This is a genomic window from Bradyrhizobium sp. CCBAU 51765 (assembly GCF_015291725.1).
Taxonomy (GTDB): Bacteria; Pseudomonadota; Alphaproteobacteria; order Rhizobiales; family Xanthobacteraceae; genus Bradyrhizobium; species Bradyrhizobium liaoningense.
The window spans coordinates 7,879,278-7,893,754 of record NZ_CP030038.1; the positions used below are offsets into that span (position 1 = coordinate 7,879,278).

The 14,477-nt window shown below is 65.2% G+C and carries 13 protein-coding genes; 5 read left to right on the top strand and 8 right to left on the bottom strand.

Translation table 11 applies throughout. The annotated features are described in order from the left end of the window. The first annotated feature begins 109 nt into the window (after positions 1-109). The 4 genes from XH96_RS36480 to XH96_RS36495 all read left to right on the top strand — a co-directional run bounded on the left by XH96_RS36480 (position 110) and on the right by XH96_RS36495 (position 4,686). Complete coding sequence (locus XH96_RS36480) at positions 110-1,645, top strand: D-alanyl-D-alanine carboxypeptidase family protein (RefSeq protein WP_194390105.1); 1,536 nt, start codon at positions 110-112, stop codon at positions 1,643-1,645. 190 nt (positions 1,646-1,835) lie between these two features. Next, complete coding sequence (locus XH96_RS36485) at positions 1,836-3,521, top strand: long-chain fatty acid--CoA ligase (protein WP_194390106.1); 1,686 nt, start codon at positions 1,836-1,838, stop codon at positions 3,519-3,521. A gap of 16 nt (positions 3,522-3,537) precedes the next feature. Continuing rightward, positions 3,538-4,092: a DUF924 family protein gene (locus XH96_RS36490; RefSeq protein ID WP_194390107.1), complete on the top strand. Its 555-nt coding sequence runs from the start codon at positions 3,538-3,540 to the stop codon at positions 4,090-4,092. Positions 4,093-4,200: 108 nt separating this feature from the next. Beyond that, a complete protein-coding gene (locus XH96_RS36495; protein ID WP_194390108.1) occupies positions 4,201-4,686 on the top strand; it encodes a peroxiredoxin in 486 nt (161 codons plus the stop codon). A gap of 183 nt (positions 4,687-4,869) precedes the next feature. On the opposite strand, the gene rnhA is transcribed toward XH96_RS36495, so the two are convergent. From rnhA to ispH, 3 genes are read right to left on the bottom strand one after another with little or no spacing between them, the layout of a single operon-like run. After that, positions 4,870-5,334 (bottom strand): ribonuclease HI, encoded by a 465-nt coding sequence (gene rnhA, locus XH96_RS36500; RefSeq protein WP_028180276.1) that lies wholly within the window; start codon positions 5,332-5,334, stop codon positions 4,870-4,872. Beyond that, positions 5,331-6,314 (bottom strand): homoserine kinase, encoded by a 984-nt coding sequence (locus tag XH96_RS36505; protein WP_194390109.1) that lies wholly within the window; start codon positions 6,312-6,314, stop codon positions 5,331-5,333. The genes rnhA and XH96_RS36505 overlap by 4 nt, the downstream gene beginning before the upstream one ends. Positions 6,315-6,320: 6 nt before the next feature. Continuing rightward, positions 6,321-7,289: a 4-hydroxy-3-methylbut-2-enyl diphosphate reductase gene (gene ispH, locus XH96_RS36510; protein ID WP_061881126.1), complete on the bottom strand. Its 969-nt coding sequence runs from the start codon at positions 7,287-7,289 to the stop codon at positions 6,321-6,323. 265 nt (positions 7,290-7,554) lie between these two features. On the opposite strand from ispH, the gene XH96_RS36515 reads away from it, so the two are divergent. Then, positions 7,555-8,250, top strand: coding sequence for a DUF1013 domain-containing protein (locus XH96_RS36515; protein ID WP_194390110.1), 696 nt, complete (start codon positions 7,555-7,557; stop codon positions 8,248-8,250). A gap of 107 nt (positions 8,251-8,357) precedes the next feature. On the opposite strand, the gene XH96_RS36520 is transcribed toward XH96_RS36515, so the two are convergent. The 5 genes from XH96_RS36520 to XH96_RS36540 all read right to left on the bottom strand — a co-directional run bounded on the left by XH96_RS36520 (position 8,358) and on the right by XH96_RS36540 (position 14,396). After that, a complete protein-coding gene (locus XH96_RS36520; protein WP_028180280.1) occupies positions 8,358-9,104 on the bottom strand; it encodes an OmpW family protein in 747 nt (248 codons plus the stop codon). A gap of 192 nt (positions 9,105-9,296) precedes the next feature. Next, positions 9,297-9,566, bottom strand: a complete 270-nt coding sequence (locus XH96_RS36525; RefSeq protein WP_194390111.1) for a hypothetical protein — start codon at positions 9,564-9,566, stop codon at positions 9,297-9,299. Between the two features lie 189 nt (positions 9,567-9,755). Continuing rightward, positions 9,756-11,690: a propionyl-CoA synthetase gene (locus XH96_RS36530; RefSeq protein ID WP_194390112.1), complete on the bottom strand. Its 1,935-nt coding sequence runs from the start codon at positions 11,688-11,690 to the stop codon at positions 9,756-9,758. A gap of 448 nt (positions 11,691-12,138) precedes the next feature. Then, positions 12,139-13,524, bottom strand: coding sequence for a tetratricopeptide repeat protein (locus XH96_RS36535; protein WP_194390113.1), 1,386 nt, complete (start codon positions 13,522-13,524; stop codon positions 12,139-12,141). A gap of 113 nt (positions 13,525-13,637) precedes the next feature. Further along, complete coding sequence (locus XH96_RS36540; RefSeq protein WP_194390114.1) at positions 13,638-14,396, bottom strand: tetratricopeptide repeat protein; 759 nt, start codon at positions 14,394-14,396, stop codon at positions 13,638-13,640. Positions 14,397-14,477: the final 81 nt, after the last annotated feature.

Here is a 14,477-nt window from a genome sequence, read left to right on the forward strand (position 1 = left end):
CGGTATAGGTTTGCGACGCCGCAAGCGGCGGCGCTGGATTTCAGGAACCGACCATCAGATCACGAGAGCCGACCGTATCAGGCGGATCTCCAAGGACCGGAATCGGATAGTGCACGCCCTTCGCCCGCTGCTTCGCAAATCGCTGTTCAACCTGTTCGCTGCGAGCCTCGCATGCGCCGCATTGCTCGCGCCGCGCGAGGCGAGCGCCGAAGCGCTGCTGCTGATCGAGGCCGACAGCGGCAAGGTGCTGCAGGCGGACAACGCGACCATTCCCTGGTATCCGGCCTCCGTCACCAAGATCATGACCGCCTATGTCACGTTGAAGGCGGTCAAGGACGGCAGGCTGACGCTCGACACGCTGCTCACGGTGTCGCCGACGGCGGCCTCGCAGTCGCCCTCGAAGATGGGCTTCCGCCCGGGGACGCAGCTCACCGTCGACAACGCGCTGAAGATGATGATGGTCAAGTCGGCGAACGACATGGCCGTGGTGCTCGCCGAAGGCGTCGGCGGCTCGATCGACGGCTTCTCCGCGATCATGAACGACACCGCGAAGAAGCTCGGCATGACGCAGACGAGCTACGTCAATCCGAACGGCCTGCCCGCCGACGGCCAGATCACGTCCGCGCGCGATCTCGGAATCCTGGCGCGCGCCTTCCTGCGCGACCTGCCGGAATACGAATACTTCGTACACATCCCGGCGATCCGCTTCGGCAAGCGCGTTACCGGCAATTTCAACAAGCTGATCGGCCGCTATCCCGGCGCCGACGGTTTCAAGACCGGCTTCATCTGCGCCTCCGGGTACAACCTGGTGGCCTCGGCCACGCGCAACGGCCGCCGGCTGATCGCAGTGGTGCTCGGCGCCAGTTCCGGCACCGCGCGCGCGGTAAAGGCGGCGCAGCTGCTCGAGCGCGGCTTCGCCCAGGACAATCTCACCTGGCTGCGCCCCTCGCTCGGCACCGTCGACAATCTCGTCCCGGTCGACGCCTCGCCGCCGAACCTGCGCGACGAGATGTGCGGGCCCCACCGCAAGCGGCCGGCCAGTGACGACGACGATGCGCTGATTGCGGCCAATGGCGGCGCGACCGGATCGGCCTCGGCCACCGGTGGAGAAGCCCAGGTCACCTTCTTCACGGCGGGCCTGCAGCCGCCCCTGATGATGAAGGCTTCCGAGCTGATGGCCTCGGCCCCCGCGGCGGCCGAACCCGTGCTGGTCTATACCGGCCCGACCCGCACCGGCACCGCCCTGATCGCGGCGGTCGCGGCCGATGCCGACCAGCAGGCCGCATCCAAGCCGCGTGGCAAGAAGTCGCGCGTCGCCAAGAAGCCTGAGGCCGCCGACAAGCCCAAGGATGGGAACAAGGATGGACACAAGGACGCAGGCAAGGACACCAAGACGGCGGCGGTGAAGCCGGACCCCAAGTCCGAAGCCAAGCTTGGAGCCAAGTCTGAAGCCAAGTCCGGCGCCAAGGGTGACGCCAAGATCGCAGCCAAGCCGGCCGGGTCCAAGCATGCCGCGACCAAGCATGATGCGGCGGCGAAGCCCGCCGAGAAGCCTGCGGCAGGCGGCGATCAGGCAGCCAAGCCCGCCAAGCCCAAGGCCGCGACCAAGCCCGCCGCTGCCGCCAAGCCGGCGAACAACAGTTAACGTTCCTCGGGCCTAACCGCAGCCCGCGCTTCGCACCCGCGGCAGCGCGGTTTGCGACGATTCCAGTAGCTACGCCCCGACCTTTGCCCTAAGCCACGACGGCTTGCCACCAGTTCCGGCAGGCTGGATACTGGCGGCAATGCGGCAAGCCCGTGACACAACGGGCTCTGGTCAATGAGGGGAGTTTTCCATGGAGCGCATCTGGCTCAAGCAATATCCGCCCGGCGTGCCCGCCGATATCGAGCCGACACAATACGCATCGCTGGTCGACCTTCTGGAGGAGAGCTTCACCAAGTTCGCCGACCGCAAGGCGTTCATCTGCATGGACAAGTCGATCAGCTATCGCGACCTCGACCAGATGTCGGTCGCGCTCGCCGCTTACTTGCAGGGCCGCGGGCTCCAGCGCGGCGCCCGTGTTGCGATCATGATGCCGAACGTACTGCAGTACCCCGTCGCGACCGCCGCCGTGCTGCGCGCCGGATACGCGGTCGTGAACGTCAACCCGCTTTACACCCCGCGCGAGCTCGAGCACCAACTCAAGGATTCCGGCGCCGAAGCCATCATCGTGCTGGAGAACTTTGCCCACACGGTCGATCAGGTGATCGCGAAGACGCAGGTGAAGCACGTCATCGTCGCCAGCATGGGCGACCTGCTCGGCTTCAAGGGGATCATCGTCAATCTCGTCGTCCGCCGGGTCAAGAAGATGGTACCGGCCTGGTCGCTGCCGGGGGCGGTGGCCTTCAACGACGCGCTCTCCGCCGGCCGCGGCATGACGTTCAACAAGCCGAAAATCTCGCCGGGCGACGTCGCGTTCCTGCAATATACCGGCGGCACCACCGGTGTCTCCAAGGGCGCGACGCTGCTCCATCGCAACATCGTCGCCAACGTCCTGCAGAACGACGCCTGGCTCCAGCCGGCGCTCGCCGCGCCGCCCCATGTCGACCAGCTCATGATCGTCTGCGCGCTGCCGCTCTATCACATCTTCGCGCTGACGGCCTGCTACCTGCTCGCGGTACGCGCCGGCGGCTGCAATCTCCTGATCCCCAACCCGCGCGACATTCCCGGCTTCATCAAGGAGCTGGCGAAATACCAGGTCAACAGCTTCCCGGCCGTCAACACGCTCTACAACGGGCTGATGCATCATCCCGACTTCAAGAAGCTCGACTTCTCCAAGCTGAAGATCTCCAACGGCGGCGGCATGGCGGTGCAGCGACCCGTTGCCGACCAGTGGAAGGCGATCACCGGCTGCTTCATCGCCGAAGGCTACGGCCTGTCGGAGACCTCGCCGACGCTGACCTGCAATCCGGCGACCGCGACCGAGTTCTCCGGCTCGATCGGCATCCCCGTGCCATCGACTTACATCTCGATCCGCGACGACGACGGCAACGAGGTCCCGCTCGGGCAGCCCGGCGAGATCTGCGCCAAGGGCCCGCAGGTGATGTCGGGCTACTGGAACAGGCCGGAAGACACCGCGAAGGTCATGACGGCGGACGGCTTTTTCCGCACCGGCGACATCGGCATCATGGACGAGAAGGGCTACACCAAGATCGTCGACCGCAAGAAGGACATGATCCTGGTCTCCGGCTTCAACGTCTATCCCAACGAGGTCGAGGAAGTGATCGCGAGCCATCCGGGCGTGCTCGAATGCGCCGTGATCGGCATGCCCGATTCCAAATCGGGTGAGGCGGTGAAGGCCTTCGTGGTGAGGAAGGACCCGAACCTCACCGCCGAGGCGGTGATCGCGTTCTGTCACGAGCAGCTCACCGGCTACAAGGTGCCCAAGCACATCGAGTTCCGCACCGACCTGCCGAAGACCAATGTCGGCAAGATCTTGCGCCGGCAGCTCCGCGACGAGCAAAAGGCCGAGGCGGCGTAAGCCGCGCCTCCGGTTCATGACCGACGTCGACGACATCTCGCCGTCAGGCATTCTCGCCTTCTGGCGCGAGGCCGGCCGCGAGCGCTGGTACGCGCGCGACGAAGGCTTCGACGCGGAGATCAGGCGCCGCTATCTCGCGCTCTGGCACAAGGCGGCCGCCGGGGAGCTGGCGGACTGGGAGACCAGCGACGAGGGCGCGCTGGCGCTCGTCATTCTGCTTGATCAGTTTCCGCGCAACATGTTCCGCGGCACGCCGCAAGCCTTTGCCAGCGATGCGCTGGCGCGCGACGTTGCCCGCCGCGCCATCCAGCGGGGGACCGATCGCAGGATCGATCCCGCCCTGCTCGAATTCCTCTACATGCCTTTCATGCATTCCGAGCACCTGGCGGACCAGGAGCGCTGCGTCGCCCTGTTCGAGGGCGCCGGTGACGCCGAGAGCCTGAGCTACGCCCGGGAGCACGCAGACATCATCCGCCGCTTCGGCCGCTTTCCTCACCGCAACCGCATCCTCGGCCGCGAGACCTTGCCCGAAGAACAGGCTTTCCTGGACGGTGGCGGCTTTGCAGGCTGATGACGTCGCCGTGAGGGCCGGTCGGCCTTGCTGCTTCCCCGGCCGGCAATATTGTGCAGTCCCGCCGCACGGTCTAAAACGCGGGACCGATTTCCAGGGAGACTGATGATGGCGATCCAGATTGGCGACAAGCTACCCGAGGCGAAATTCCGCGTGATGACGGCGGAAGGCCCGCAGGTGAAGACCACCGACGACATCTTCAAGGGCAAGAAGGTGGCGCTGTTCGCGGTGCCCGGCGCCTATACCGGCACCTGCCACAAGATGCATCTGCCGAGCATCTTCCTCAACGCCTATGCCATCAAGGACAAGGGCGTCGACACCATCGCCATTATCTCCGTCAACGACGCCTTCGTCATGAACGCCTGGAAGCGCGACACCGACCAGCGCGACGAGGCCGTCTTCCTCGCCGATGGCAATGCCGACTTCACCAAGGCGATCGGCATGGAGCTCGACGCCTCCGCCAACGGCCTCGGCATCCGCTCGAAGCGCTATTCGATGCTGGTCGAGGACGGCGTGGTCAAGAAGCTGAACCTCGAGGCGATGCCCGGCAAGGTCGAGGTCTCCGGCGGCGATACGCTGCTCGGGCAGCTGTAAGGCGACCGCCGTTATTGGCTACGCGTAACGCTGTCATGCCCCGCGAAGGCGGGGCATCCAGTACGCCGAGGCCTCTCGGCTCAATCACAAGCGTCTCTGGAATACTGGATCGCCCGCCCCTGTGCGCAATTGCGCACTAGGCGGGCGATGACAGCCGAGAGTGGGGCAATGACAGCGCGCCCCCTACTCCCTCACCCGCTGCTGCAAGCGCGCCATCGCAACGCCCTCGCGCGCGAGCTGATCGGCGCGCTCGTTCTCCGGGTGCCCGGCGTGGCCCTTGACCCAGTGCCAGCGGACCTCGTGCTGCTTCAGCGCGGCATCCAGGCGCTGCCATAGCTCCACATTCTTCACCGGCTTCTTGTCGGCGGTGCGCCAGCCGTTGCGCTTCCAGCCGAAGATCCAGCCCGTGATGCCCTGCCGGACATACTGACTGTCGGTGTAGAGATCGACCGTGCACGGCTTCTTCAGCGCCTCGAGGGCGGAGATCGCCGCCATCAGCTCCATCTGGTTGTTGGTGGTATGTCGCTCGCCGCCGTTCAGCTCCTTTTCCTTGTCGCCGAACTTCAGGATCGCGCCCCAGCCGCCCGGCCCGGGATTTCCCGAGCAGGCGCCGTCGGTATAGATCGTGACATTGGGGAGCTCGCTCACGCCACCAGCCCCGACGGCGTCAGCCCATAGTCGCGCGCACTCGTCACGCTCTGGTGGAAGCGCAGCTTGCGGAAATATTCCAAGGGATCCTTCGGCCTGACCAGCGCGCCCGGCGGCACGTTGAGCCAGTCGACCAGCCGCGTCAGCAGGAAGCGGATCGCGGCGCCGCGTGCCAGCAGCGGCAGCGCCGCCTCTTCCGTCTCGGAGAGCTTGCGCACCCGGCCATAGGCGTTGAGAAAAGCGCGCGCCTTGGTGACGTTGAAGGAGTGATCCGGCTCGAAGCACCAGGCGTTGAGGCAGATCGCGACGTCATAGGCCAGCATGTCGTTGCAGGCGAAAGTGAAGTCGATGATGCCCGAGAGCTTGTCGCCGAGGAAGAAGACGTTGTCGTTGAAGAGGTCGGCGTGGATCACGCCCTCCGGCAGATTGGTCGGCCAGACGCCGCTCGAGAGATAATCGAGCTCGGCGGCAAGAAAATCGCGCAAGCCCGGCTGCACCTCGTCGGCACGGCCTGAAGCCGCCTCGAACAGCGGCCGCCAGCCGGAAACCGAGAGCGCATTGGTGCGCTTGATCGCAAAGTTCGCGCCCGCCAGATGCAGTTTCGCCAGCCCGTCGCCGACCCCGGCGCAATGCGTCGCGTTCGGCTTGCGCGGCCAGACGCCTTCGAGAAAGGTGATGATCGCCGCGGGCCGGCCTGCCAGCTCGCGCAGCGCCTCGCCGTCTTTCGCCTTCACAGGCAGCGGACAATTGACGCCGTGCTCGGCCAGATGCGTCATCAACGCGAGGAAGAACGGCAGATCGTTCTTCGCCACGCGCTTTTCGTAGAGCGTGAGAATGAACGAGCCCTTGCTGGTGTGCAGCAGGAAGTTGGAATTCTCGACACCCTCGGCGATGCCCTTGTAGGAGAGCAATTCGCCGAGATCATATTGTTTCAGGAAATCCGCAAGCTCGTCGGCGGCGACGTCGGTGTAGACCGCCATAAACGTCTACTCGGCGGCAGCTTCGGGGCGCACCTGACGCGGCAGCGGGAAGAACTCGTTCTCCTCCGCGGCCGAGACCGTCTCCACATGCAGCGTGTAGCGCTCGGCGAAGGCGTCCATGATCTCCTCGACAATCACTTCAGGCGCGGAGGCGCCCGCCGTGATGCCGAGACTGGCGATGTTGCCGAACCTGGTCCAGTCGATGTCGGTGGCGCGCTGCGCCAGCACCGCGATCTTGCAGCCCTCGCGCTCGGCGACCTCGCGCAGGCGCTGCGAGTTCGACGAATTCGGCGCACCGACCACGATCAGGGCGTCCACCACCGGCGCCACCTTCTTCACCGCGAGCTGGCGGTTGGTGGTGGCGTAGCAGATGTCTTCCTTGTGCGGGCCGTTGATGTTCGGGAAGCGCTCCTTGAGCAGCGCCACGATCTCCGCGGTGTCGTCGATCGACAGCGTGGTCTGGGTCACGAAGGCAAGGTTGTTGGGGTCCTTCGGCGTGATCGTCTTGGCGTCCTCGGCGGTCTCGATCAGGGTCACAGCACCGGGCGGAAGCTGGCCAAGCGTGCCGACCACCTCGGGATGGTGGGAGTGGCCGATCAGGAAGATCTCGCGGCCGCGCTTGAAATGGATCGCGGCCTCGCGGTGGACCTTGGTCACCAGCGGGCAGGTCGCGTCCAGCGAGAAAAGATTGCGGGACTGGGCGTCGGCCGGAACCGACTTCGGCACGCCGTGCGCCGAGAACACCACCGGAGCGGTGGTGTTTTCCGGGATTTCAGCGAGCTCCTCGACGAAGATGGCGCCCTTCTTCTTCAACCCATCGACGACGTACTTATTGTGCACAATCTCGTGGCGAACATAGACCGGGGCGCCGTACTTATCGAGCGCCCGTTCCACGGTGTCGATCGCCCGGACCACGCCGGCACAAAAGCCGCGGGGAGAACAAAGCACGATCTTGAGGTCTGGTTTGGCTGACATTGAGCGATCTCGGGACCGAATCGCCCGTTTCGCCTTCTGGCGGGGGCGGTCGATGGATTGAATAGGGGCTTAAAACGGTCGGCTTGAACCCTACAGCGGTTCAAAGGGAATTGGGCCCCCTTTCGGGCGGTGTCAAGGCACTATCTATAGCAGAACCATTGCGTGGCTGCCCCCTCCCGGCTTATATAGCGCGAATTCCCTGTCATCGCTGATGACCACCGGTTTCGCCTCCAGAGGGGTGGGCGAAGCACAAAGGAGATTTGCCATGAGCAACGCACCTCTGATGCCCAAGGCGACCGCCGTCTGGCTGCTCGACAACACCGCGCTGACCTTCGACCAGGTCGCCGATTTCACCAAGATGCACCCCCTCGAGGTCCGCGCGATCGCCGATGGCGACGCCGCCCAGGGCATCAAGGGCATGGATCCCCTCTCCAACGGCCAGCTGACGCGCGAGGAGATCGAGAAGGGTGAGAGGAACCCGGATTACCGGCTCCGCCTGCAGGAGAGCAAGGTGGTGCTGCCGCCCCAGCCCAAGCGCAAGGGACCGCGCTACACCCCTGTCTCGCGCCGCCACGAACGTCCGAGCGCCATCCTCTGGCTGCTGCGCAACCATCCGGAACTCAAGGACGCCCAGATCATGCGCCTGGTCGGCACCACCAAGAGCACGATCGCGAGCGTGCGCGACCGTACCCACTGGAACACGTCGGCGCTGACCCCGATCGACCCCGTCACCCTCGGCCTGTGCTCGCAGATCGAGCTCGATTTCGAGGTGCAGCGCGCTGCGAAGGAAAAGCCGATCGACGCAACCTATGGCGGCGCGACCCTGCTGCCGGCCTCCGAGACCACCCGCAAGGACGAGTACGAGCCCGCGGAAAAGTCCAGCGACGATCTCAATGTCGACGCCGTGTTCGCCAAGCTCAAGACGCTCGGCGGCAAGAAGCACGAAGACGACGAGGAGTGAGGCGCTCCGGGTAATTCGACGATCGATCGCAAAAAACGCGGCAGGGAAACCTGCCGCGTTTTTGGCTTTATGAGATCCGCGGGCGTCGCGACGACGCCGCAACCGCCTCAGAACTTGTACGTCACACCCGCGCCGACCAGCCACGGATCGATATGCGCTGTGCCGGTCACCGGCAGGCCGGAGACGGTCGCCGAGTAGTTCGGACGCAGCCAGAGCTTCTTGACGTCGACGTTGAGACCCCAGTGCCGGTCGATCATGTAGTCGAAGCCGAACTGGACGGCACCGCCCCAGGCGTTGCTGACGTGCAGGTTGGTGGTGGTGGCGACGATCGCGGGCGGACCGGCGATCGCAGCCGGCGCATTCGCGGCGGAGTTGTTGAAGAACACCGTGTAATTCACGCCGGCGCCGATATAGGGCTTGAACGCGCCGAAATTGTCGAAGTGATATTGCAGCGTCAGCGTCGGCGGCAGCAGCGTGGTCTTGCCGATCGGCAGGTTTGCCAGCGAGCCGGTGCCGCTGATCGAGTGCCTGGTCACGCCGAGGATCAGCTCGGCCGCGATGTTCTTGGTGAAGAAATAGCTGATGTCGAGCTCGGGAACGACCTGATCGCTGATCGACAGGCCGGAATTCGGCGACGAGAGCGAGGGCACGCCCGCCACGTTCACGCTGCTGCCGCCGCCATCGGGCAGCACGCCGAGCGCACGCAGGCGGATCATCCATGGATTGAACGCCTCTACCGGCGGCGGCGCCTTCTTGTAGACCGGCAAATCGGCAGCCTGCGCCGAGGCAAAGGTGCCCACAAGCATCGCGCCAATCGTGGCCAGCCGCGCCAGGTTTCTCGTCGTTCTGTGCATTTCAATCCCCTTCAGCCATCTCTCGCGCATCGTTGCGCGACATCAGCGTCAGAGCAGAAAGGAGATGGTGAAGGATTTGATGCCGATCAAATCAGGACAAGCGCGCCACGATTTGGTCGAGGCGTTGCAGATGTGTCACGAAAAGCACGAACGCACGGCGCGTGGAGCGGCACCATAATGCCGCGCCTCACATCACGGCCGCACGGGATTGTTCAGCATGTACTCGCCGAGGTCGCGCTGGCGGCGGTCGGCGCGGGCGGTGGCGGCATTGCGCTGGACGTCGCGGTCCTTGCGGCAGGCCACGTATTCCGGCGAGCCTTGCGCATAGCCCCGGCTCTGGCAGACCGCGTCATCATCGTCGCCGCCCATCGCCACCGGCGTCTGGTAGCGCGCGGAGCAGGCGGCGAGAGCGATGGCGAGAGCTAAAGCGATCAGCAGGCGCGACGTGACGGCGAGTGGCATACGAGGTTCCCTATCGGCCGCCCTGTTTAGCGCGGAATAAGGAGATTGTAAGTCCCCGAACGCCGTTCCCCGCTCGCGGTCATTCCCCGCGACCCGGCTACGCCAAGGCTTCGCCGGGTCGCGGGTGATGACAGCGGAGATTGGGTTGCGCCGTCGCGCCTCACTGGCCCGGCGACCGAAGCGCAATCCTCACACCCTCCCCTTCAGCGCCTCCCCGATCTCCTCGAGCGCCTTGGGATCCTCGATGGTCGCCGGCATGGTCCAGGAGTCGCCGTCGGCGATTTTCTTGATGGTGCCGCGCAGGATCTTTCCGGAACGCGTCTTGGGCAGGCGGCCGACGGTGATGGCGAGCTTGAAGGCGGCGACCGGGCCGAGCTTGTCGCGCACCAATGCGATGATTTCCTTCTCGATCTCGGCCGGCGGGCGCTTCACGCCCGCTTTCAGCACCAGGAAGCCGCAGGGCACCTCGCCCTTGATCGCGTCCTTGACGCCGAGCACGGCGCATTCGGCGACGTCGGGATGCGAGGCCAAAATCTCCTCCATGCCGCCGGTGGAGAGCCGATGGCCGGCGACGTTGATGATGTCGTCGGTGCGGCCCATGACGAAGACATAGCCGTCCTCGTCCTTGTAGCCGGCATCAGAGGTTTTGTAGTAGCCGGGGAATTCGCTGAGGTAGGCCTCCTTGAAGCGCTCGTCCTGATTCCACAGCGTCGGCAGACAGCCCGGCGGCATCGGCAGCTTGATGACGATCGAGCCCATGGTGTTGGCGCCGACCGGCTTTGCCGCTTCATCGACGACATCGACCTGGTAGCCCGGCATCGGCACCGTCGGCGAGCCGTGCTTCACGGGCAGCATGCCGAGCCCGACCGGATTGCCGGCGATGCACCAGCCGGTCTCGGTCTGCCACCAATGGTCGATCACCGGCACGTTCAGCTGCTGCTCCGCCCACTCCACCGTCGGCGGATCGGCGCGCTCGCCGGCGAGGAACAGCGTGCGGAATTTGGAGAGGTCGTACTGCCGGATGAATTTTCCTTCCGGATCGTCCTTGCGGATGGCGCGGAATGCGGTCGGAGCGGTGAAGAAGGCCACCGCCTTGTGCTCGGAGATCACGCGCCAGAACGCGCCGGCATCGGGCGTGCCGACCGGCTTGCCCTCGTACATGATCGTGGTCGCGCCATGAAACAGCGGGCCGTAGACGATGTAGCTGTGGCCGACCACCCAGCCGATGTCGGAGCCGCACCACCAGACCTCGCCCGGCTTGACGCCATAGAGGTTGAACATCGACCATTTCACCGCGACGAGATGCCCGCCATTGTCGCGCACGACGCCCTTCGGCACGCCGGTCGTGCCCGAGGTGTAGAGGATGTAGAGCGGATCGGTCGCGGCGACAGGCACGCAAGCCGCGCTCTTGCCGTCGTTCAGCGCCTTGCGGCGCAGGCTGGCCCAGTCGTAGTCGCGGCTTGGCGTCATCTCGCAGGTGAGTTGCGGACGCTGCAGCACGATACAGGCTTTCGGCTTGCTGCCGGCGAGCCTGATCGCCTCGTCGAGCAGCGGCTTGTAATGCACGATACGGCCGGGCTCGATGCCGCAGCTTGCGGAGAGGATCAGCTTCGGCTGCGCGTCGTCGATGCGGGTGGCGAGCTCTTTCGCCGCGAAGCCGCCGAACACGACGGAGTGCACCGCGCCGATACGCGCGCAGGCCAGCATCGCGACCACCGCTTCCGGCACCATCGGCATATAAAGGATGACACGGTCGCCCTTGGCGACGCCGAAGTCCTGCATGACGGCGGCGAGCGCCTGGACCTCGTTCAGCAGTTCGGCATAGGTGAGTTTGGTGACCGAATTGGTCAGCGGCGAATCATGGATCAGCGCGACCTGGTCGGCGCGGCCGCGTTCCACATGGCGGTCGAGCGCGTTGTAGCAGGTGTTGACGACGCCGCCGGCGAACCAGCGGCCGTAGGTTCCTTGCGAGGGATCGAAGATCCTGGTCGGAGGCTCGATCCAGTCGATCTCCTTCGCCGCCTCGGCCCAGAAGCCGGCGGGATCGGACAGCGAGCGCGCATGGACCTCATGATAACGACTTTTGCCGTCGGCGTTCCCTTGGACGTTCCCTTGGACGTTCATTCCCGCGCTCCCGTGCCTTTATTCGCCTGCCCTTGACCCTTGTGGCAGGACAGGCGCCCCGCCATGACCAGGATCAATTGCCGGCCTTGTTGTGAAGCTATTTTCGCGGGAACGGGCCGCGGTTCAAGCTCAAAAGGATGGGCCTTTCGGGAAAGACACAACTACCGCCGCGCGGGCGGTGCGCCCCCTCGCCCCGCTTGCGGGCAGGGTGATCGCATTTGAAATATTGCAGAGGTCGTCATGCCCGGGCTTGTCCCGGGCATCCACGTTCTTTGTGCTGCATGGAAGGGCGTGGATGGCCGGGACAGGCCCGGCCATGACGTTGTGGGGACAGTCGGTGCCCATAGCCACATCTCATATGCGATAGCCCTGCGCTTGCGGGGGCAGGGGTCTCCGGAAGGACGGTGGTGGTTCGACTCGAGGAGAGACGACGAGTTCGGAACGCTTCTCAGCTCTCCATCGCGTTCAGCTTCTGCAACCGCTGCTGCATGATCTTCTTCAGATCATAGTCGGGGCGGCCGAAGCTGGCGTTGCGCGTGGCGAGGAAATCGCGCTGCGTCCTGCGCAATTCGCCGGCCGAGCGCTTGTTCGCCAGCTTCAGCACGCGCTCGTAGGCCTCTGCGATCCGGCGGTCGAGCACGCCGAGCTGGGGATCGGCACAGATCACCTTCTCGACCTCGCGCTTCGCCGTCGCGCAATCGAACGACGGGCCGTTGCCGAAAGCCGCATTCAGCGGACGTAGCGGCTCGGCACCGAACTTTGCGATCTCGGCGATCATGGCGCGGCGGCCGTTGGCTGCATTCTCGTTGCCCGGATCGAGCTTCAGCGTCGTCTCGTAGTCCGCCAGCGCCTTCTTGCGCTCGCCCATCTTCTTGTAGAGCACGGCACGGTTGTTGTAGGTCTTCGCAAAATTCGGATCGAGCTCGAGCGCGGCGTCATAGTCGCTCAGCGCGGCCCCGAGCTCGCCCTTGAACTGGTAGGAATCGCCGCGGTTGGTCAGGAAGTTGGCGCGCCGCTCACGCCGGATCGCTTCGTCGTAATCGGCGATGGCCTTGTCGTACTCGCCCATCGCGGCATAGGCGAGACCGCGATTGTCGTAATATTCCGGCACCTTCGGGTCGAGCCTGATGGCCTCGGTGTTGTCGGCGACCGATTTGTCGTTCTGGCCGAGCTTCTTCCAGGCCGCGCCGCGGTTGGTGTAGGTGCGAGGCCGGTTGGGGTCGAGCCGCAGCGCCTCGTCGAAATTCCTGATGGCCTTCTCGTTGTCGCCGCCGAGATAGTAGGCCACGCCGCGGTCGGACCAGGCCTGCGCATCGTCCGGCTTCAGCTTGATGGCCTGGTCGTAATCGGCGAGCGCGCGGTCGAGCCGGCGCTGATTGGTGTAGACCACGCCGCGCGACTCGTAAGCCTCCGCATCCTGCGGATCGAGCTCGATCGCCCTGGTCAAATCCGCCGCAGCGCGGCTGAGATCGCCGCCGGCCTCGCGCAGGAGGTCGCCGCGCAGGCGCCAGGCCTTTGCGTTCCTGCCGTCGAGCGCGATGGCGCGGTCCAGATCGCGCAGCGCCTGCGATTGCCCGCCAAGGGTTCGCGCATTGGCTTCGGCGCGGACAACGAGGGCCGGGCTGCGATCGGAGGCCGGATTTGCAGTCTTGTCGATGATGGCGCTGCATGCCGCAATCAACTCTGCCGGGGCAGCCTTGCTGCCCAGCACGCACTCGGTGCTCGCCGAGGCTGGGGAAGCAAGAACAAGGCTCATTGCCGCGCTGAGGAAAAAGGCGCGAAGCGAGATTTTGGCAGGCGAAGGCGCTTGCGCGGAGGTTTGGGTGCCGCACATGACATTGGGCTCCGTGACGTCGGGTTCTCACCGTTGTCGCAGCCGGCAAGGGATGGGTTCAAATCGGGTCCGTCCGCGCCGTCATGGCCGGGCCTGCCTCCGGCGAAGGCCCGTCAATATCCGCCCGCCCCGTTCAGCCGCTGCAACCGCTCCTGCATCGCCTTCTTGAGATCATAGCCCGGCCGGCCGAAACCGGCATTTCGCCGCGCGATGAATTCATCCTGCTCGCGCTGGAGTGCCTTTGCTTCATCCGCATTGCGCGCCGCGCGAATCACGCGCGCGTTCGACGCAAAAATCTCCCGGTCGAGATCGGCGAGCTCGCGATTGCCGCAGATCGCCCTTTCCACCGCGCGGCGCGCTCGCGCGCAATTGAAGCTGGGCTTGCCGGCGACCGCCATCTGCGCGCCGATCCGCTCGAGCTCGCGCGCCATCGCCTTGTGATTGGCCTTGGCCTTCGCGTGGTTCGGATCGATCTTGAGTGCTGCGCCGAAATCCTGCACCGCCCTGGGCTTGTCGCCCTTCTTCAGCCAGAGCTCGCCGCGCGCGTTGAAGATGTCGGCGAGGGTCGGATCGAGCAAAAGAGCACGGCTGTCGTCGGCGATCGCACGGTCGACCTGGTCGTGCCGCGCCAGCAGTGCGCCGCGCGCGATCAGCGCCTTGATCAGATCCTCCTTCGTCGTCTTCTCATTGTCGATCACGGCAGCGCAGGCGGTGGCCGCCTTGTCCACGTCGTCGGCCGCGGTCGCCGCGAGGCAGAGCTCGACATCGACCTGCGTCACCGCTACCGGCTCGCCTCCGGTCGCAGCATCGGCCGGGGCGAGCGAGAGTGCGTAGAGCAGCCCGGCGCCAAACAGGTGAAGGAGAGAACGCATGTTCGTTGCAGCCGGAAAGCCTTGTCTCAGGATCTTGTCTTAAGGTCTTGCCTTGACGCTGCACTATCCATCATACGGCCG